Genomic DNA, 21003 nt, shown 5'->3' with positions numbered 1-21003 from the left:
CGAAAAAAATTGACTTGTCATGTCTTGTATATATCTAGTTTTCAAAGAACTTCTTTGCTATCAAAAGCAAGAATATTATAACACTATTTTTTTTATTCAAAGCTTTTTTTAAAAAAAATAAAAAAATAAATTACTTGATCAAGGTAATTTATTTTGATTATATATATGTTTAATTTAAAAGTATTAGAGAAATGATTAAATTAACCCTTTGTTTTTAAGAGTTTTTAATGTTTTTGCACTTACTCTTAATGTCATTTTTTGACCGTCTATTGTAACTCTAACTTTTTGTAAGTTAACATTAAATTTTCTTTTTGTAGCATTTAATGCGTGTGAACGTTTGTTACCTGTTTGAGGTCCTCTGCCTGTTAAAACGTCTCTTCTTGACATAATTTCTTCCTTTCTATAAGTAATAAATGTTTATAAACTTTTATTTAGTCTTTATAAAAAGAGTAAAAATAAAATTCTTTGATATTATAGCAAAAAACTTTATTTTATTGTTTTTTTATAAAAATCATTTTGATTAATTAGATATGTTTAATTTTTCAATGAAATTATCTTCAAGTGTAAAGTTTACATTTTGATCAATTCAATATCTTCTGTTTTCAGCATTTTCTCCCATAAGAACTGAAACTCTTCTTTCAGCAATAAGAGCATCTTCAATTGTTACTTGAACTAATGTTCTTGTTTTAGGATCCATAGTTGTTTCTCACAATTGATCAGCATTCATTTCTCCAAGACCTTTATATCTTTGGAGTTCATATGATTCTTTTATATTTTCAAGCATATCACTTAAATCATCTTCATCTCATGCATAAAGAATTTTTTTGCTGCTCTTAAGAGTCACTTTATATAATGGAGGAAGTGCAAGAAAAATTTTTCCTTGTTCAATCATTTGTTTCATAAATCTATAAAAGAATGTTAATAATAGAAGTTGAATGTGAGCACCATCAGTGTCAGCATCAGTCATAATGATTATTTTTCCATATTGGGATTTTTCAATATCAAAATCTCTACCGTATCCTGCTCCAATTGCATTAATAATTGTGTTGATTTCTTCATTTTCAAGAACTTCAGCCATTTTTTTCTTTTCAGAGTTAATGACTTTTCCACGTAATGGTAAGATAGCTTGAAATCTTCTATCTCTTCCACTTTTTGCCGAACCACCAGCTGAGTCCCCTTCGACTAGAAATAACTCATTTTGTTCATTATTTTTACCAGTCGCAGGTTTTAATTTGTCACTTAAAATTAATTTTTCTTTACTTGTTTGTTTTGATTTTCTACTTTCATCTTTTAATGATTTTTGTTTTTGCCTTAAATCATATGAAGATTCAATTTTATCTATGATTAATTTAGCTTGCTCTTTGTGTTCACTTAATCAAGAATCTAAATATTTAAAGACAATTTCTTCAACAACAGGTTTAGCATCTGGAGTCCCTAATTTATCTTTAGTTTGGCCTACGAATTCAAGAATACTTTCAGGAATTTTTAAAGAGAGAACGCAGCTAAGTCCTTCTTTAATGTCTGCTCATTCATAAATTCTTTGACCTTTGACTACATTTTCTTTTGACACAAAGTTATTAACTGATTTAACAAATGCAGTTTTTAGTCCAACCACATGTGAACCACCATCACTTGTTTTAACATTGTTAACAAAACTCAGAATTGTATCTTCATATTGAGTTGTTCATTGAAAGGCAAAATCAACAGAGATGCCTCTTTTTTCATCTTGAAATGAAATAGGTTTTGAAACTAAATCTTTTGAATCATTTAAAAAGTTTAAGAATGATTCAAGACCTTTAGTGTATTCATAAATTTCTGTTTTATCAGTATTTTGATCTCTTAAGATTATTTTTAAATTAGAAATTAAGAAAGCTCTTTCTTTAAGTCTTTCTGAAATTTTGTCAAAACTTAACTTAGCTCTTTTAAAAAGTGGATAATCAGGTCAGAAAGTTACTATTGTTCCAGTGTTTTTTGATACACCTACCTCGTGAGTTCTTTGAAGGATTTTTTCTTGTTGAAATTCTGTTAAATAGATCTTTTTATCTCTTGAAACTTCAACAACAACTTTTGTTGATAAAGCATTAACAACACTAGCTCCAACACCGTGAAGACCTCCTGATGTTTTATATGCACTATCATCAAATTTTCCACCTGTATGCAATTCAGTGAAAGCAGCTTCTACAGCTGTTTTTGTTGAACCTTTAATTTTATCAACCGGAATACCACGTCCATTGTCTTGAACTGAAACACCACCATCATTTCTCAATGTAACAATTATTTCAGTTGCATAACCAGCTAATGCCTCGTCGATTGAGTTATCTACAATTTCTCAAACTAAGTGATGTAAACCATGTACATCGGTTCCACCAATGTACATACCAGGTCTTTTTCTAACAGCTTCAAGCCCTTTTAATTGTTGAATATTACTTGCATTGTATGTATTGTTTTGACTCATAGTTTAAATATTATAAAAGATTAAATAAAAAACATACGAATTAATCGTATGTAACTCCTTCTAAATTTTTAGCTCAATTTATAAAATGTTGGTAAGTTTTTACAGTGTCAATTCTTTGGTTTTCTTTGTAAATTTTAAATCTTTCACCATAGCTAAATAATTGTGAGTAAATTTCAATATCATCTTGAGATGGTTTTAGACCTAATTGTTCTAATTTTTCTGGATAATATTTTGAAATTAATCCATAAAACTTCATTGAAACAACCTCTGGTGAGAAATTATCTAATTTGATAGCACCTGTGATTAATAATTTAACAGCAACTTCTTGATCTTCAAATTTAGGAAGCAAAATACCTGGTGTATCTAAAAATAAATATTCACCGTTAACAACTCACTTATTTTCTCTGGTTACACCTGGATAGTTAGCAACTTTTAAAGTTTTTTTGTCTGAAACTAAATTAATAAGTGTACTTTTTCCACAGTTTGGAACACCAACAACAAATGATTTCATTCTGGTTATCAACATCCCTTTTTCTCTGTTTTTATTAATTCTTTCTTGTGAAAGTTTTTTAATTGTTTTTAAAATAACTTGTTTTGAAGATGATTTTCTAAGATCTAATCATAATAACGTTTCGCTTGCAAATCTTTTTTCAATTTTTGCTTTTTTCGATTGATCCATTAAATCTGATTTAGTAATAATGAACAATCTCTTTTTTTGTGGTGCAATTTTATCAAAGTCTTCGTTATATGAACTAATTGGACATCTTGCATCTAAAACTACTATAAAAATATCGGCTAATGAAGCTTTTTCTTTTAATTCCTTGAAAGCCTTTGCCATATGACCAGGGAATCATTGAATTAAATTATCATATTTTTGTTCTTTGTGTTCTAATTCCATAATTATCCTATTTATTTAATTTTTCCAGTTCTAATCTAAGTTTATTAACTTCTTCAGCAAGAATTTTATTTTCTTTGTAAAGTTCTTTATATTGAGCTTTATATAATTCTGTTCTTTCTGTTGATTCATTTATTTCATTAACAATTTCATTAATTTGTCTAATCAATTCATTTAAATGACTTTCAACTTCTGTTTTATTGTACCCTTCTAAAGATAAATGAAAGTTATAGTTTTTAATTTGTTCAATTAAATTATCGAATTTATTCATAATTACCCATTTCTAACTTTGTTCAACACAATTGCTGCAGCAGTTGCTACATTTAAACTTTCAAATGAAATTGGAATGTAAACTTTTTCATCAGATAATGAAGCTGTTTGATTATCAATTCCATTACCTTCGTTTCCTAAAATAATGACAATTTTTTCTTCTTTTGAAAAATCAATTTCATTTAACTTCTTAGCATTTGTATCTAACATAGTTGCATATAAAATATAGTTTTGTTTTTTAAGTTCCTTTAAAATATCAATATTATTTGTCTTGATCAAATTTAAATCAAAAAGTGCTCCTTGTGAAGAACGAATAACTTTTGGGTTAAAGTAATCAAAATTTTGGATGATAACAGTATCAAAATCAAAGGCTCTCGCTAATCTAAAAATTGTCCCTACATTTCCTGGTTCTTGCAAATTATTTAAAAATAAAACTCTGTTACTAATTGATCTTGAGATATCAGGAAATTTACAAATACCTATAATTCCTTGTGGTGTAGATGTGTCTGATAAATAATTTAAGATTTCCTCTGTGACTAAAATCGAATCAGCAAATTTATTTTTATCAACTACTTCAATTGTTTCTAGCAAAATACCCTTTTCTTTTGCTTCATTGACTAAGTGATAACCTTCAACTAAAAACTTAGATTCTTTACTTCTATATTTTTTATCTAAAAGTTTATAAACATCCTTGATAAACTGATTTTGCTTACTGGTTATTATTTTCATCATATTGTTCTAAGTAATGTTTTCCTTTTTCAACTTCAAATTTTGATAAATCTTTAAAATCAAGTTGTCTCATAACTTCAAAACCTAAAATAGCAACACAGTTAGCAAGATTAATTGAACGCATAGCTGAAACCATCGGTATTCTGATGCAATCTTCTAAATTTTCTTTTAAGATTCTCTTATCAATACCTGTAGATTCTCTACCAAACATTAATCACACTTCACCAGTTTGTTCGTGTACTTCATTATATTTAACATTTGTATATGTCTCTAAACCATATCTAGTTACATAAAATATTTTTTTATCTTTGTACTTATTGTAAAAATCTTCATATGAGTTATGAATTTCATGTTGAATGTCACTGAGCATTCTTCCTGCACCTGCTCTTTTAAGATATTTAGGATGAAGGTCAAAACTTGTTGGTTTGATAATGTGTAATTTTGCACCTAGTGCATAACAAGTTCTGATTATATTCCCTGTATTTGGGGCAATTTCCGGTTGATATAAAACTATATTTAACATAATACTATTATACATAGTATTATGATGCTGATTAATAACTCCTTGATTATTGGGTTAATTTTACTTTTGCAATAGTGTATAAGTTAAATAAGTAAAAAATAAAAAGTAGGATATACCTACTTTTTTAAATTATTTAAAGTGAAAATTTAAATATTAATCTTCATCTTTATCTTGAATGTTTCTACGTTTAATAATTTCATCAGCAATTGATTTTGGAGTTTTTTCATAGTGATCAAATTGCATTTGGTATGTTCCACGTCCACTTGTCATAGATCTAAGTTCTGTTGAGTAACCGAACATTTCTGAAAGAGGAACCATTGCTCTAACAATAACAGCTCCATCATTTCTTTGTTCTTGGTCGTTAACAAGTCCTCTACGTCTTGATAAGTCACCGATAACATCTCCGATGTGATCTGATGGAACAACTACTGAAACGTCCATAATTGGTTCTAATAATACTGTACCAATTTTATCTTTTGCTTTTGTAAGTGCTTTAGAAGCAGCGATTTTGTAAGCCATTTCTGATGAGTCAACGTCGTGATATGATCCATCGAATAATGTAGCTTTAACGTCGATCATTGGGTAACCAGCTAAAATACCAGCTGCCATTTTTTCTTCAAGACCTTTTTGAATTGATTTAATGTATTCTTTAGGAATTTTTCCACCAACAATTTTGTCCACGAATTCAAATCCACCATCTGGGTTTGGTTCGAATTTGATTCATACGTGTCCATATTGTCCTTTTCCTCCTGATTGTTTGATGTGTTTTCCTTCAACTTCAGCAGGAATTGTAATTGTTTCACGGTATGAAACTTGAGGTGCTCCAACTTTAGCTTTAACACCAAATTCACGTTTTAAACGATCAACAATAATGTCTAAGTGTAATTCACCCATTCCGGCAATAATTGTTTGACCTGTTTCTTCATCAGTATATGTTCTAAATGTAGGGTCCTCAGCAGCTAATTTTTGTAATCCTAATGATAATTTTTCTGTAGCAGCTTTTGATTCTGGTTCTAAAGCTTGTGAGATAACTGGTTCAGGGAATACCATTTTTTCAAGAACGATTTTTGGTGATTTTTCTCCAACTAATGTATCTCCTGTTGTTGTGTATTTAAGACCAACAGCAGCGGCAATATCTCCAGCTCTACATTCGTCAATTTCTACACGTGAGTTAGCGTGCATTTGTAAAATACGTCCAATACGTTCTTTTTGTTCTTTAGTTGTGTTGTATACGTAGCTTCCTTTTTCAAGAACTCCACGGTATACACGGAAGAATGTTAATGAACCTACGTATGGGTCTGTCATAACTTTGAAAGCTAATGAAGAAAAGTCTCCATCGTCTGTTGCATTAACAAATATTTCTTTATCCCCATCGAAAGCAGGGATTGGTGGTACATCAAGTGGTGATGGTAAATAATCAACAACAGCGTCAATCATTCTCTTAACACCTTTGTTTTTGAATGATGTTCCACATACTACTGGGAAGAATTCTGATGTTAAAGTAGCTTTTCTAATTGCAGCTTTAAATTCTTCAACACTTAAATCTCCACCTTCAAGAACTAACATCATTAATTCTTCGTCAAAGTTAGCAACCGCTTCTAATAATTCTTGACGTTTTTCAGCAACGATGTCTTTTAAGTGAGCAGGAATTTCTGTTGGAAATTCTTCTTCTTGTGGTTCTCCGTTGTATTTAATCGCTTCTAATGTAACAAGGTCAATAATACCTTCGAAATCTGATTCAGCACCGATAGGTCATTGGATAGCAACTGCATTTCCACCTAAACGTTGTTTAACTGAAGCAACTGAAGCTGCGAAGTCAGCACCAGCTTTATCCATTTTGTTAACGTAAACAATACGAGGAACTTTGTAGTTTGTAGCTTGTCTTCAAACTGTTTCTGTTTGAGGTTCAACTCCTGATTGAGCATCAAGAACTGCTACAGCACCATCTAATACACGTAATGAACGTTCAACCTCAACTGTGAAGTCAACGTGTCCTGGTGTATCGATAATGTTAATTCTTTTTCCTTTTCAGAAAGCTGTTGTAGCAGCTGATGTAATTGTGATTCCACGTTCTTGTTCTTGTGCCATTCAGTCCATTTGTGAAGCACCATCGTGTGTTTCACCAATTTTGTGAATTTTACCTGTGTGGAATAAAATTCTTTCTGTAGTTGTTGTTTTTCCAGCATCAATGTGGGCCATAATACCGATATTACGGTAATCTTTTAATTCATATTCTCTAGCCATAAATAAACCTTAGACTATCATCTGAAGTGTGCAAATGCACGGTTAGCTTCAGCCATTTTGTGTGTATCTTCACGTTTTTTGATAGCTCCACCTGTTTTGTTTGATGCATCAATGATTTCATTAGCTAAACGAACATCCATTGTTTTTTCATTTCTTAATCTTGAGTATTGAACAAGTCATCTTAATGCTAATGTTTGTTTTCTACGAGGAGAAACTTCTGTAGGAACTTGGTAGTTTGTTCCACCAATTCTTCTTGTTCTGATTTCTAATTGAGGTGTAATGTTTTCAACTGCTTCTAAGAAAACTTCCATTGGTTCTCTTTGAGTTTTTTCTTTAATAATGTTAAATGCTGAATATAAAATATCTTGAGCGATAGATTTTTTACCATCTAACATAATTTGGTTAATTAACTTTGTAACAATAACAGAGTTAAAAACTGGATCTGCAAGTACTTCACGTATTGGGGCACTTTTTTTTCTTGACATATGTCCTCCTTATATTAATAATTATTGTGTGTATAAATTAATTTAAATTATTATTCTGATTTAGGTTTTTTAGCACCGTATAAACTACGTCCTTGGTTACGTTTTGCTACCCCAGCAGCATCTTGTGTTCCACGAACGATGTGGTATCTAACCCCAGGTAAGTCTTTAACACGTCCTCCACGGATTAAAACAACTGAGTGTTCTTGAAGGTTGTGTCCTTCTCCTGGAATGTAAGCTGTAACTTCCATTCCGTTTGATAATTTAACACGAGCATATTTACGTAATGCAGAGTTAGGTTTTTTAGGTGTCATTGTAGCAACACGAGTACATACACCACGTTTAAATGGTGAAGCCATTTTTTTAGCTTTTTTAATTAATGAGTTGTAGCTAACGCTTAAAGCAGGAGCGTTTTGTTTTTTAATTTTTGAGCTACGACCATTTGTAACTAATTGATTAGTTGTTGGCATTTTATGCTTCCTTTCGTTTGTGATTTGATAAATTTTAAGATTAATATTGTTAAGCTATTTATTTTGATAATAATTTAGCAAAGCAATTATATAACAACTTACCCGTGTGTATCAATATTTTTTATTTTTTTTATTTAGTTTTATTAATCCTTGAAAAAATACTTTTAACGCTTACACATAAATGTTTTGGTAGTTACATTGAAAGTTATTTTTGAGAACATTCAAGCTTAACAGAGTTTAAAAATCGCACAAAATTAAACAAAAATGTGAAATTAATCACAGATAAACTTGCTCAAAGTATATAAATTTAAAAATGTTATAATTACATTACTTTTCTAGAAGAAAAGTTAATTAATTTAAATGTACATTAAAAATTAAATAAAGGAGACTAAATGTCAGCAATTAAAAAAATTCACGCACGTGAAATTCTAGACTCACGTGGTAACCCAACTGTTGAAGTTGAAGTATTCACAGAATTCGGTGGATACGGTATTGCTAAAGTTCCTTCAGGTGCATCTACAGGATCACGTGAAGCTCTTGAATTAAGGGACAAAGGTTCTGAATATGAAAGTAACTGATTTGGTGGAAAAGGAGTTATGTTAGCAGTTGATCACGTTAACAACGATATTGCTCCTTACATCGAAGGTATGGAAGTTACATTACAACGTGAAATTGATAGAAAAATGATTGAATTAGATGGTACAGAAAACAAATCTAAATTCGGTGCTAATGCTATCTTAGGAGTTTCATTAGCTGTTGCTAGAGCTGCTGCTAATGAATTACAAATTCCACTTTACAAATACTTAGGTGGATTTAACGCTCACGAATTACCAGTTCCTATGTTAAACGTTATCAATGGTGGAGAACACGCTTCAAACACAATTGACTTCCAAGAATTTATGATTATGCCAGTTGGAGCTAAAACATTCCGTGAAGCTTTACAAATGGCTAACTTTGTTTTCCATAACTTAGCTAAATTACTTAAAAAACACGGACACGGTGTTCAAGTTGGTGATGAAGGTGGATTTGCTCCAAACTTCAAATCACACGAAGAAGCTTTAGACTTCTTAGTTCAAGCTATTAAAGCAGCTGGATATGTTCCTGCTAAATCAGGTGAAAACGCTGTTGCTATTGCAATGGACTGTGCATCAAGTGAATTATATGAAGATGGTGTATACACATTCAAAAAATTAAAAGCAGCTGTTGAAAAACAATTACCTGGATTTGAACACTTAACAGATACTAAATTCACATATACATCAGATGAAATGTTAGATTACTTAAAACACTTAGTTGACAAGTATCCAATCATTTCAATCGAAGATGGATTTGCTGAAGGTGACTGAGAAGGATTCAAAAAATTCACAACAGAATTAGGAAACAAATTACAAATTGTTGGAGATGACTTAACAGTTACAAACACAGCAATTTTAAAACGTGCTATTGAAGAAAAATCAATGAACTCAATCTTAATTAAAATTAACCAAATCGGTTCATTAACAGAAACTTTTGAAGCTATCCAAATGGCTCAAAAAGCAAATATGACAGCAGTTGTATCACACCGTTCAGGTGAAACAGAAGATACAACAATCGCTGATATCGCTGTTGCTATGAACACAGGACAAATTAAGACAGGTTCATTATCAAGAACAGATAGAATCGCAAAATACAACAGATTATTAGCAATTGAAGAAGAATTAGGTCCAGTATCTTCATTCAAAGGTAGAGAAGCATTCTACAACATTGAAAAATAATGATTTAATTTAACAAAAAATAGAGAGACTAAACTGGGACACAAAATATGGACAACGCCGTATTTTGTGTTTTTTATATTAAGGAGTGATTATGAAACAACTAAAACAAGAACAATGACTAGAACTTTTTTCAGATTATGATGATTATAAGAAGGGTTTAATGTCAAAAAATGATTTTGAAATTAAATACCGAGCGATAAGAGGTGTTAGCTTTTTTGACAAAAAATCTACATATTCAAAGAGAAATTTTTTAGAGAAATATAAAAGATATAATTTAGGAATGACAAATCTAATATCACAAACAGGTAAATCTCCTAAAAAGGGCAAAGGAACAGGGAGACCTAAAAAAACCAAAATTGCACCAATGGATATTGTTAAAAAAGAATGAGAAAAAATGCCGAAAGAACAATTGATTGAAATTTTGGAAATTTTTAAAGATTCATTCGATAGGAATAACTTTGATGTTGATATATCTAAAATTAAAAAAACTTCTGTTTCAACTAGGAAATTAGCAATCATATTTAACAAATCAAAATCAACAATTCATAATTGAAAAACTAAAGAAAAAAAATCTAGAACCCAAAAAAGTGATCATAGAAATGATGAATTAATATTAGAGGCATTTAAAAAGAATAAATGTCTATTTGGAAGAAAAAGATTAGAACATTACATCAAACAAAAATATCAAATTTTGCTTAATTATAGGACTATTGGTAGAATTATGAATAGATTGCAATTACATTGTTTAATTAGAAGAAAGAAAAAAGATAGAGAAATAAAAAACACAAATGTTAAATTTGTGGACCTTGTAAATCGTGATTACAATGGAAAAACCAACCAAATAATCGCAACAGATGTTACATATATTACAGCACCAAAAGATTGTGAAAACAATTTTGTTTTTTTGTCAATTGCCATTGACCACAAAAGTAAATTTATTGTAAATTACAATTTGTCAAAAAGAAACGATTTAGATTTAGTTATGAAACACATGTCAAAAATAAAATTGAACAAACAATGAATAGCACATTCAGATCATGGTTTCCAATATTCATCTAAAGATTATTTGCAAACAATATCTAAAAATAATGGCGTTATTTCAATGGGGAGAGTTGGCAACTCTCTAGACAACAGAGAAGCAGAATATTTCTTTTCGATTTTAAAATCTGAATGTTTAAAACTAATTGATATAACACAGATAACTTTTGATGATCTTAGCAAAATAATTAATGAGTTTATTTTTTGATACAATAATGAAAGAATTCAATCAACATTAGATTGAAAAACACCCCAACATCATTGAGGTGTTATTATGTCTAATTAAACCTTCTGTCCATTTTTAGTGTCCCAGTTTAGACTTTAAAATCTCTCTATTTTTTGTTACTTCTATCTAAAAAAGATAACTTTCTTTCTTGATTCTTAAAAATTCTAACCAAATTATCTCTGTGCATTATAACTATTAGTAGTGCCGCTGCTATAAAGAAAATTCCACTAGTTAATTGATAATTATAAAGTGAAGTGCTTGTATGTTGACTATAGTCAGCAAGTCATTTCATATTAGTTGCTCAAGAAAGATCTGAACTTAAAAATCAATGAGCAAACATAATTACAGGCATCATTAAAAGAGCCGTCACAATACTTGCTAATGAAACATATTTTTTTCAGAATAATACTGCAAAGAATATAACTGCAGCAATTGGTAAAAGTGTAATGTTGATTGAAATTAATAAACCAATTGATGTAGCAACTCCTTTTCCTCCTTTGAATTGGAAGAAAATAGGAAAACAATGCCCGACAACAACTCCTAAACCACATAAAATTGGAAATACATATAGGCTCATATTTAAGCTATTTTTATTGATAGCCTTGCACAATCCATACGCAATTGAAACCATTAAAATTGTTTTAAAAATATCTATTAATAAAATGCATAGTCCTGCTTTTTTTCCTAGTACTCTAGAGGAATTAGTTGCTCCTGCATTTTTTGAATGAAGCTCTCTAACATCTTTTCTAACAATTTTCCCTCATATAATTGAAGTGTTTAAGGATCCTACAATGTATCCAAAAATGAATAATAAAATATTAAACAAAATTGAATTGCTAAGTTGAATCGCTGTCATTGTCCCTCCTAATTAATTGAATATACTTCGTTAGCTAATTTATATTAAATTATAATTAATTTAATATATTATAATTAATATTATGAATAAAAAATTTAAAGTAGAAATCGTACAATTACCAGAAAAAGTACTTAGAAAAAAATCACAAGACGTACCTCTTCCATTAACTGATGAGGATATTGAATTAGCTGAGAAAATGATTTATCACATTGATGATTCGCAAAAAGACGGTTCTGAATTTAGAGCTGGAGTTGGTGTAGCAGCAGTTCAATATGGTGTTCTAAAAAATGTCTTTTATGTTTTTATACAAGATGAATTAGGTAACACAATTTATAAAGATGTTTTATTTAACCCTGTTATTATTGCTAAAAGCGATAAGAAAATTGCACTTTCTGAAGGTGAGGGTTGCTTAAGTGTTTCCGAAGATTGACCAGACCAAGAAGGATATGTTTATAGATCTGAAAAAATAACAGTCAGAGCTTACAGCTATTTTGCCAGAGAATTCCAAAACTTAACAGTTGACGGATATTTAGCAATAGTATTTCAACACGAATTAGACCACTTAAACGGAATGTTATTTATCGATAGAATTGCTAAGAAAAACCCATGAAAGAAACTACCTAAAGCTAAATTCTTGTAATTTAACTAACTAAAAAAATATAGAAAGGAGAATATGCTTACATTTTTTGAAACTCAAACATCATCAAGTAGTGAGTCATCGAACGCAATGGATAAGTTATATGACTTCTTCGCGAATTTGATGTCGTCTAAAATTTCAGACCCAACTATTTGAATGCCTATTTTAATTGTTACACTCGTTTTATTTTCATTTGTAACAGGTTGATTCTTAAGATGAAAATGAACTATTTTTAAAACAATTTCAATAGTTATCACAATTATCGTTTCTGTTATTTTATCAGTAGCTCTTAAAGCTGCATTTGAGAAAAAAGCACAAGAAGATCAAAAATTTCAATCTGCATATGAAATTCTTACATTTGCAATAACATTCATTTCTTTAGCAGTTTACTGAGGTGTTAGAGGATTTTTATGATTAATAATCGGAATCATTCATTTAGCAACAATAAAGAAAAGAAAAGAGAAAAATAAGAAAAGATCTAAATTATCTAGAGCAGGTTTTGGTGGTTTATGAGCAATTACAAACGTAATTCTTACCTTACCCGGTTCATTATTACTTGCTAACGTAATTTCAACAATGGCACCCAACTCGAATAAAGCAAATAAAGCTACAGAAATTGGTGTGAAAATTATGACTGGTGGCCAAGGTTTATCTGTAACAAACTTGGCTTCAGGGATTTTCTCAATGGTTCAATTATTTGTCGACTCAGAATTACATGATTTAGCAATTAAATTTATCAAGGAACCAAATTCATTATCTAAAGATGATATTGAAAAATTACTTAAAAACTCAAACACTATTGCAGCTATGTTAGAAAATGAAAAATTTGTTGATATAGTTGCCAAAAACATTCCTACATTACTAGATGAAAAATCTAAAAATGAAATAAAAAACAATAAAGAACTTGAAGCTTACATTACAAAATACGAAGCTCAATTTATTGCAGCAAATCCTGGTTCAACATTGAACTCAAGCGAACAAAATAAAGCAGACTTTACAAAATTTGTTGTTGATAAAATCAATGAAGAATTACAACAAAATTCAATTACATTAATTCCAGAAGAAGTCAAAAATGTCTTCGGAATGCTAGGGTTAGCGGCAGCTAAATCAGATAGTTCACAAGAGCAAAACTTATCAAAAATTGTTGATGCGATTTTAAAAATTAACCCAACAATCTCTGAAAAAACAAACACAGCAGTTTTGGCTTCAGGAATTTTAGGAAACCTTAAAAATTCTGTTTTAAGAGACCTTAATAAACAAGAAACAACTGAAACCTTAGATGACACAAATAATCAACCAAATGCAGAGAATTCACAACCAGATGCAAATATGTCAACAGGAGCAAGTGAGTAATTATGAATAATCAAGAACAACAAAATCAAAATCCAGTTTCAGTTCAAAACTCATCTGGTTCAACTGGTGTTTATGCAAATCAAACACAAGTTCAAAATGTTGCCACAAACGAAGTTACTAATGTAAATCCAAAAAGCATAGTTCCTGAAAATATTCTTAAATTATTTAAAAGAGAGAAAAAACTAGCATTACTTTCTTTCTCGATATGATTTTTCATTTTCTGTCTTTGTATAGTTGCTACAATTATTAATTATTTTGTTAATACATTTAATTCGCAACCACCTCATACACAAGGTATTGCTTGATACATCGGAATAAGCATTGTTTTCTTAATTTCATTAAGTTTATGAATTAAGGCTTTAACAAGACGTAAGTCATGAATTAAAACTGAAGAAATAACTAAAAACAGTTACATTAATGGAACACAAATGAATGGTGTTCTTATTGCTGAAGCATACAGAGCAATTACACTCAAAATGCTTCGTTTAAGTTGAATTTATGCTTTCTTCTTAACATATACTGGATTATTCATTGCTGTAGTTTGCTTACTTTACTTTACATCTCCTTGAGAAGTAAATACCGGACAAGAAGGTTCATGAATTTACATTAACTCAAAAATTGAATGAACCGACATTTTAGATAATGCTTTTGGAAGCACTAAAAATATGCTCATTATTTTAGGAACTACAATAGCAGCTAGTGCGATTGTATTTACCGTTCTTAGAATTTACGATAGAAAAAGACAAGCTGAAATTAAATTAGCAATCTTAAACAACCCTGAAGAAGTTGTTGCTAAAACAAATACAGATAGAAGATTAGAGAATAAAGCTTGAATTAAAGCTTACATTATTGTTTTCATCTTAGTTGTATTATTACCTTTAACAGTATTCTTATACTTAATTTGAAAAGGCGTGATTAAAAGAGGTAAAAAATAATGAAACTTCTTGTAATAATTGAAGATAAATTTAATGACATAGAATTAAACACGACTTTATCTGTTTTAGTCGCTTCAGGCAAACTAGAATCAATTACTTATTATTCTCCAAACTTAAAAGAAGCTTCAGGACAATTTAATATTGTTAAAATAACAAACATTGTTAATTCAGTTAATTTAAATGAATTTGATTTAATGTTCGTACCTGGTGGTAAAGGTTGTCAAGCACTTAGACAAAATCAACAGTCATTAGTACTAATTAACAAATTCTTTAATGAGCTTAACAAACCTCTTGCAGCTATCTGTGATGCACCAAATGTTTTAACTGAATTTAATATAATCAAAGATCAAAAATACGTTTCATTCTTTTCTGAATGAAGTAAACCATTCTGAAAAGATGGAAAAATCATTAACTCTAACAATTGAAAACAATCTCCATTCACTAATATAGACAGGAACCTGATTACAGCGTCAAATGCAACTGCTTCGTTAGATTTTGGGTTCGCTATATTAGAATACTTTTATGGCGAAGACTTCTCTGATACTGTACGTTCAAATATGACATTTGGAAAGCTTACACAAATATAATCAAAATTACCTACACAATATTTGTGTAGGTTTTTTGTAAAAAAACAACCAAAATTGGTTGTTAATTCAATTATTAAGCACGGTGTGAATGTCTTACTGTTGTTTTTTGTGTTGTAAATTTATCGTGTAATGTAAATCCTAATTGGATTGAGAATAGTGTTAATGAAATTGATTGTCATACTAATCCACCGACAGCTGATGTGATTGATTCCTTAGGAGTTGCGTTATTATTAATAAGGATTAATAAAATTCAGTAAACTATTCAAATAATGTTGTTTACAACATATAAAACATACATTCAGTATGAAACACCTTGTCATTGTTTTGTTTTAAATGATGTTATTAACTGAGGTAAGAAAGCAAATGTAGTAAATGCTGGGAAAATGAATCCCATAACAGTTGAAATTTCAGAAGGTAATTTTCCAATCATATATGGAACATCTTTACCATCTCTACCATAATCAATAATGTAAAATACAGTAAATATTCCAGCAATAATTCATGTAGCTAAAACAGCAAGATATCCTTGTAATTTTTGTTTTTTAGTAAATTCTTTTTTGTAGTAGTAAAGTAAACCTGTCATAATTCCATTTACAAGTATACCTACTCCATCTGCGACCATAACAGTTATGAATTTTTCATTATTCGCATCTGTTGCACCTCAAATTACTCAAAGTAAAATCCCAATATGGAAAATTCAGAATGACACAAAGTTAACAGGTCCTGTCTTTTTATCTTTAAGAATTTTCAATAATTGAGGAATACTTAATGAGATAACAGTAATTGCACAAATTCATTTAATAATTTCAAATGCAGTTGACATAGTATTCCTTTCAAATATAAATTTTGTCCTTTAATATGATGTATATTTTATATTATTTTTTATTTTAAGTAAATAAAATAAAAAAGCACAAAATTTACTTTTGTACCTATGTATATGTGTTAAAAGTTTTCTGAAATGAATTGTCCAATTGTGTTTGTGTCATTATCACCAATAACAAAGTTAGCAGCTGATTTTGCTTCAATTGTTGCATTCCCCATAGCTACACCCACGTGTGCTTCAGAAAGCATGTGAACATCATTTCCACTATCACCAAACGCTACAACTTGATAATCTTTTAATTGTTCTAATTCAACAATTTTCATAATTCCAGCTCACTTAGAAATATTTTTAGGGTTAATATCTGTATAAACTGAGTTTGTCAAGTAAACTTCACAATCGAAATCTTTTAAACTACTCATAATGTTTTCTGTAGCTTCTTTAGCATTGTGTTCTTGGTTTCTCATAGCCATTTGAGTTATTTTTGTTTCAGGATTACTGATTGCTTCTTTTACTTGTTCAATTGTAGCTTCATTAAAAATGTTCATATTTTTAACTTGCTGTGGTGACATTCATTTTGGATAAGCTCCATTAGGTAAAATTGAGCCATTATAGTTATTTCCATCAACTGAAAGAACTAAATCATATTTAAGTGCATGTGCGTGAACTGTATCTAACATTTCTTTTGATAATTCACCTAATGTGTATGTTGTATTAGTTTTCATATTGTGAACTAACGCACCATTTGAACACACCAAATAATCAACAAATTTGAATGTATCGTGATTTAATGCAAGCATCTTAACTAAACCACGACCTGTTGCAATAACAATTTTATTTCCTTTAGCTTGCTCTTGAAGTAAAACTTCTTTTGTTGAAGGATGAATTGTTTCGCTTTTTGTAAATAATGTACCATCTAAATCGAATGTAAATATTTTTGTCTGCTGCATAATTTTATTCTCCTTGTTCTTTGTACGGAATTACGTGAATGTGTGTGTGGAACACAACTTGTCCTGCTTCTTTACCTGTGTTGATCAATATTTTAAAACCTGGGATGTTGTTATCTATAACTCTTTGCTTAGCTAACATTCTAGCAACTTTCATAGCGTGTAAGAAAGTTGCTTCATCGTGTTCTAAAATATTAGATTTCTGCTCTTTAGGAATAACTAAGAAATGCCCTTCTTGTTGTGGAAATGCATCTAAAATCGCAATAACAACATTATCTTCATAGATGATGTTTGAAGGGATTTCTCTTTTAATTATTTTTGTAAAGATTGAATCATTCATTATTCAAGACCTGCTGTTTTATCTTTAAGTTCATCAATAGATGAAATTTTGTAACCCATTGTAATGTAAGCTGCTTTTGCATTTTTGTATAAGTTTTCATCACTGATTGAAATGAAGATAGCTAATTTATCTAATGAATCTTTGTAAATTGTTTGGTCGAATGATAAAACTGTTTTTTCTTCTTTTGTGCCGTTTTCGTTTGTATCAACTGTAATTTTTTTAGCAACTGGAACAATTTTAGCAAAGTAAGCTACTTCGACTTTTTTACCATCTTTTGAAACAGGAATCGCTTCAGCTAATTGTCCATTTTCATCAACTGAAACTAATTTACCATTTGTTAAGTTATAGAAACCAACTAAATTTTCAGGTGATGTTGCTTTTAATAATTCATCGACAGTGTAGTCTGATTTGTAAGGGTTAGATTTAATACCTTGGTATCCACCCATTGTAGCTTCAAATTCAGCTTTAGCAGGAACATTATTGAAAATTAAATCTGCTGTTGCAATGTTTTGAGCTTCTTTAGAATTCTTTAATAAGTTATTGTAATCTAAAACGTGTTTAATAACTTTATTAGCATCTGTATACATTTCATTTACATTATCATTTGTGTAACTTCATAATTGAACTGTTTTATTTGAGATAACATATTTAATTAAGTTAAATTGCTTGTTATCGTATTTTTTACCATATAAATTAAATGAACTTGGATCGATTTTTTCTAATGTAACAACATCTGAAATAAAGAAGTAGTTTTTAACTAAAAGAAGCTTATTAACCGTGAAAGCCACACCTGTATTTTCGTTGTTGTATAAGATTTTGAATTGTTCATTTGTTAAGTTAATGTTGTAAACATCTCTATATAAAGCGTTCAATGCAGCTAATTCAGTTTCATTGAAAATTCCGTTTGATTTTCACTTGTTTAATTGAGTAGCTAAATATAAGTTATTCTTTTGCGATTCTGTAGCTAAAAATCCTTTATAAGCAATTAGAGCTTCATTAAAGAATTTTTCATTTGAAAGTAAGTTTGTATCTTTTTCAACTTTGTATTGGTCTTGTAAAACTGATTTTAATCATAAGTTTTCGGCAACAGTTGAAACTGCAGGTTTATCAAATAAAATGATTTGTTTATTTTTTTCTTCTGTGTTTTTATCAACTCCACATGAAAGTGCAACTAATGGTGTGAAAGCAACTGGTGCTAAATATAAAGATTTTTTAAATATATTCTTCATTATTTGCTCCCTTCATTTTTTTCGAAGATTGAATAAACTAAGTCATTAATAACTTCGATAGCTTTTTTATCGCTATATACATTATCGTTATGGTTGTAAACTATTTTTGTAAGACCTTTATCAACTATAAAGTTGTAACTGTTTCCATAGTTTAATTGTTTTTGAATGAACTCACTTACTGATGTTAATACTGAAATTAATTTGCTTGTGTCTTCTCCACTTTTTACACTAGTAACTTTTGCTTGCAAGCTTGTTACATCAGCATCTGTATAGTTTGCTCCTGTAGTTGTATTTGTTTTTGTTTTAAGTTCTGCAACAAATTTTTCATCACTTAAAGCTAATGAAAGAATTTGTGAACTTGATAAGTTATTTGAAATTTGTGCAGGTGTATTGAAGTATGAAACATTTCCTAAAGCTAAGTTTTTAGCATCCTCAGCAATAAATTGTTTGAATTTATCTAATTCTGTAATTTGTGAATATCTTACAATTTGCACATTACTATCTGTAATTATCATAAATGCATCTTTCATATCTGACAATTTGAAGACATAAGGAATTAATGGATTATTTGTTGTTTGTGCATCTTGCACTTTTGAAAACATATAGTCAGCAATAACTTTGTTAATTGTGTTAAATCTTGATGGTTCAAATTTTAAGTCTTCTAACTTCTTATCGATTTGGACATCGTAATCTTTAACAATTTTTGCTGCTTCATCAAAGTTTGTAGCTGATGTTAAATCAGGTTGCTCTAGAATGTTTAAAGCAGCTTTGATTGCGTCAATTAATTCTTTTAATGAGAATTCAGGTAAGTTATTTTGTTCGTTAGCAAAAATTGAAGTTGCATTTACACCTAATGCAAGATCTAAATCTTTAGTAAATAAGTTGATGTTTGATGTTAAACCTGGTGTTGCTAATTTTTCAACATCAGAATTTGTGATTGATGATAAGAAGTTTTTATATTTTTGAACTCTACTTACAAATTCTTCTTTAGTTTCATTTTCTTTTTGGAATGCATATTCTTCTGCTTTATTAAATTTTGTTAATGATGCAACGTTTGATTCTGCAATAAATGAATCAGCTGTTGGAGTTACATTTCATTTTAATAAGTTAAATAATTTCACTTTGTCATCATCAGATGAAATTTTTCATGGATAAACTACATCATTTTTAGAAATGGTTCCTGCTAATTTGTAAACTGTAGGAATGATGATGTTATTTTTGTTGAAGTATTCAGAAATGAAGTTTGCTGGTGATTTGAATTCTGTAATGAATGATTTTGTTGTTAATAAAGTAACTTTTGTTGAATCTGATGATGGAGCAAAGTAATTAACATTTTCTTCTAAATATGGGAAAACTTTGTCACCTTTACTGAATAATTTAATTGGTTCACTGTTTTCACCTTTAACTTTGTTTCCGTTTTTATCAAGTTTATAAATATCTTTTGTAGCAGTTCTATTTACAAATGTTCTATCAACAACTTTGTATTCTAATTGATATCTACGTGTAGCAATTTCTTCAACTTGTTTGAATAATAAAAAGTTTGTTGCATCTGTTTCATTAGCTGAATTTCCGTATTCATCTTTTTTAAGTTCTTCAAAAAATTGTTTTTCTCAATTTTGGAAACCATAAACTTTTTTGAAGTTAACTTTTAAATCTTCAAATTTAGCTTTAATTTGTCTTTTGATTTCATCTAATGATTTAAGTTCGATTGAATTGTTAACTTCTTCATCATTTTGTAATGAACTATTGTAAATGTTTTGATATTGAACTGATGCTTCAACTTCTTGTTCATACATATAGAAAATCGCTTCTCTGTATGCATTTTTGATTTCATCTGAAACTTCTTGACTTTGTGATTTTACTAAATCTGTTAATTTACCAACTGTTAATGAGTTAAGTTCATTACCTTTTGCATCATTAACAACAAAAGCAGATTTTTCTCCATCAACCGGTTGAATGTAGTTAACCTTTGTAGTTGTAATTGTTAAAGGAATTGTAATAGATGCAATAACTCCAACTGTTAAAGCAGAAAAAATACCGATTAAGGTTTTAGATCTTTTTGATTTGTTAGTTGAAGTTTTATGTTTCTTCTCATCATGTCTATCATTTAACTCAACTAAACGTTCAAAGAATGATTTTTGTCTTTTAGCCATTAATACCTCTTAGTTTTATAAAATTTATTTATTATGTAATAATAAATATTGTTTTAATTA

The 21003-nt window shown here is 29.4% G+C and carries 21 protein-coding genes; 6 read left to right on the top strand and 15 right to left on the bottom strand.

The annotated features are described in order from the left end of the window. Positions 1-195 precede the first annotated feature (195 nt). From rpmB to rpsL, 9 genes are all read right to left on the bottom strand, one after another. Positions 196-387 carry a 50S ribosomal protein L28 gene (gene rpmB, locus VBM90_RS02540; RefSeq protein WP_257089198.1) on the bottom strand — a complete coding sequence of 64 codons (192 nt, stop codon included), beginning with the start codon at positions 385-387 and terminating at the stop codon, positions 196-198. Between the two features lie 133 nt (positions 388-520). After that, entirely contained in the window at positions 521-2455 is a 1935-nt protein-coding gene (locus tag VBM90_RS02535; RefSeq protein ID WP_323176778.1) for a DNA topoisomerase IV subunit B, read from the bottom strand. 40 nt (positions 2456-2495) lie between these two features. After that, complete coding sequence (gene ylqF / locus VBM90_RS02530) at positions 2496-3353, bottom strand: ribosome biogenesis GTPase YlqF (RefSeq protein ID WP_323176777.1); 858 nt, start codon at positions 3351-3353, stop codon at positions 2496-2498. Between the two features lie 7 nt (positions 3354-3360). Beyond that, entirely contained in the window at positions 3361-3621 is a 261-nt protein-coding gene (locus VBM90_RS02525) for a hypothetical protein (protein ID WP_323176776.1), read from the bottom strand. 2 nt (positions 3622-3623) lie between these two features. Further along, positions 3624-4349 carry an RNA methyltransferase gene (locus VBM90_RS02520; RefSeq protein ID WP_323176775.1) on the bottom strand — a complete coding sequence of 242 codons (726 nt, stop codon included), beginning with the start codon at positions 4347-4349 and terminating at the stop codon, positions 3624-3626. Beyond that, positions 4330-4872, bottom strand: a complete 543-nt coding sequence (locus VBM90_RS02515; RefSeq protein WP_323176774.1) for a tRNA (cytidine(34)-2'-O)-methyltransferase — start codon at positions 4870-4872, stop codon at positions 4330-4332. The genes VBM90_RS02520 and VBM90_RS02515 overlap by 20 nt, the downstream gene beginning before the upstream one ends. 153 nt (positions 4873-5025) lie before the next feature. Further along, on the bottom strand, positions 5026-7116 hold the full coding sequence (gene fusA / locus VBM90_RS02510) for an elongation factor G (protein ID WP_257089179.1): 2091 nt from the start codon (positions 7114-7116) through the stop codon (positions 5026-5028). Between the two features lie 14 nt (positions 7117-7130). Then, on the bottom strand, positions 7131-7601 hold the full coding sequence (gene rpsG / locus VBM90_RS02505) for a 30S ribosomal protein S7 (RefSeq protein WP_257089177.1): 471 nt from the start codon (positions 7599-7601) through the stop codon (positions 7131-7133). Positions 7602-7651: 50 nt separating this feature from the next. Then, the gene (gene rpsL / locus VBM90_RS02500; RefSeq protein ID WP_257089175.1) at positions 7652-8068 is read right to left on the bottom strand and encodes a 30S ribosomal protein S12; all 417 of its coding nucleotides are present in this window, start codon (positions 8066-8068) and stop codon (positions 7652-7654) included. A 392-nt stretch (positions 8069-8460) separates the two neighbouring features. On the opposite strand from rpsL, the gene eno reads away from it, so the two are divergent. Then, positions 8461-9822, top strand: a complete 1362-nt coding sequence (gene eno / locus VBM90_RS02495) for a phosphopyruvate hydratase (RefSeq protein WP_323176773.1) — start codon at positions 8461-8463, stop codon at positions 9820-9822. A gap of 91 nt (positions 9823-9913) precedes the next feature. Then, complete coding sequence (locus VBM90_RS02490) at positions 9914-11146, top strand: IS3 family transposase (protein ID WP_323176772.1); 1233 nt, start codon at positions 9914-9916, stop codon at positions 11144-11146. A gap of 46 nt (positions 11147-11192) precedes the next feature. Here the strand turns inward: VBM90_RS02490 and plsY are convergent, their stop codons facing one another. Then, positions 11193-11942, bottom strand: a complete 750-nt coding sequence (gene plsY / locus VBM90_RS02485; protein ID WP_323176771.1) for a glycerol-3-phosphate 1-O-acyltransferase PlsY — start codon at positions 11940-11942, stop codon at positions 11193-11195. An 82-nt stretch (positions 11943-12024) separates the two neighbouring features. Here plsY and def point away from each other — a divergent pair, with 82 nt between their 5' ends. From def to VBM90_RS02465, 4 genes are read left to right on the top strand one after another with little or no spacing between them, the layout of a single operon-like run. Further along, positions 12025-12582 carry a peptide deformylase gene (gene def, locus VBM90_RS02480; protein WP_323176770.1) on the top strand — a complete coding sequence of 186 codons (558 nt, stop codon included), beginning with the start codon at positions 12025-12027 and terminating at the stop codon, positions 12580-12582. 33 nt (positions 12583-12615) lie between these two features. Beyond that, entirely contained in the window at positions 12616-13932 is a 1317-nt protein-coding gene (locus VBM90_RS02475) for a hypothetical protein (protein ID WP_323176769.1), read from the top strand. Positions 13933-13934: 2 nt separating this feature from the next. Beyond that, positions 13935-14867 carry an MSC_0882 family membrane protein gene (locus tag VBM90_RS02470; protein WP_323176768.1) on the top strand — a complete coding sequence of 311 codons (933 nt, stop codon included), beginning with the start codon at positions 13935-13937 and terminating at the stop codon, positions 14865-14867. Beyond that, complete coding sequence (locus VBM90_RS02465; RefSeq protein ID WP_323176767.1) at positions 14867-15454, top strand: DJ-1/PfpI family protein; 588 nt, start codon at positions 14867-14869, stop codon at positions 15452-15454. Before VBM90_RS02470 ends, VBM90_RS02465 begins: the two co-directional genes overlap by 1 nt. Positions 15455-15527: 73 nt before the next feature. Here VBM90_RS02465 and VBM90_RS02460 read toward each other — a convergent pair whose 3' ends face one another. The 5 genes from VBM90_RS02460 to VBM90_RS02440 all read right to left on the bottom strand — a co-directional run bounded on the left by VBM90_RS02460 (position 15528) and on the right by VBM90_RS02440 (position 20943). Beyond that, positions 15528-16277, bottom strand: coding sequence for a PQ-loop domain-containing transporter (locus VBM90_RS02460; RefSeq protein ID WP_323176766.1), 750 nt, complete (start codon positions 16275-16277; stop codon positions 15528-15530). Positions 16278-16396: 119 nt separating this feature from the next. Continuing rightward, positions 16397-17224 carry a Cof-type HAD-IIB family hydrolase gene (locus VBM90_RS02455; RefSeq protein ID WP_323176765.1) on the bottom strand — a complete coding sequence of 276 codons (828 nt, stop codon included), beginning with the start codon at positions 17222-17224 and terminating at the stop codon, positions 16397-16399. A gap of 4 nt (positions 17225-17228) precedes the next feature. Beyond that, a complete protein-coding gene (gene hinT / locus VBM90_RS02450) occupies positions 17229-17561 on the bottom strand; it encodes a histidine triad protein HinT (RefSeq protein WP_323176764.1) in 333 nt (110 codons plus the stop codon). Then, positions 17561-18790, bottom strand: a complete 1230-nt coding sequence (locus VBM90_RS02445) for a HinT-interacting membrane complex lipoprotein P60 (RefSeq protein WP_323176763.1) — start codon at positions 18788-18790, stop codon at positions 17561-17563. Before VBM90_RS02445 ends, hinT begins: the two co-directional genes overlap by 1 nt. Further along, positions 18790-20943 (bottom strand): HinT-interacting membrane complex protein P80, encoded by a 2154-nt coding sequence (locus tag VBM90_RS02440; RefSeq protein ID WP_323176762.1) that lies wholly within the window; start codon positions 20941-20943, stop codon positions 18790-18792. The genes VBM90_RS02445 and VBM90_RS02440 overlap by 1 nt, the downstream gene beginning before the upstream one ends. Between the last annotated feature and the right edge of the window lie 60 nt (positions 20944-21003).

This window comes from Mycoplasma sp. 2704, from assembly GCF_034863285.1.
Classification (GTDB): Bacteria; Bacillota_I; Bacilli_A; order Mycoplasmatales; family Metamycoplasmataceae; genus Mycoplasmopsis.
Note: the sequence above shows the minus strand (reverse complement) of the source record. Positions and strands in the feature narration are given on the sequence as shown.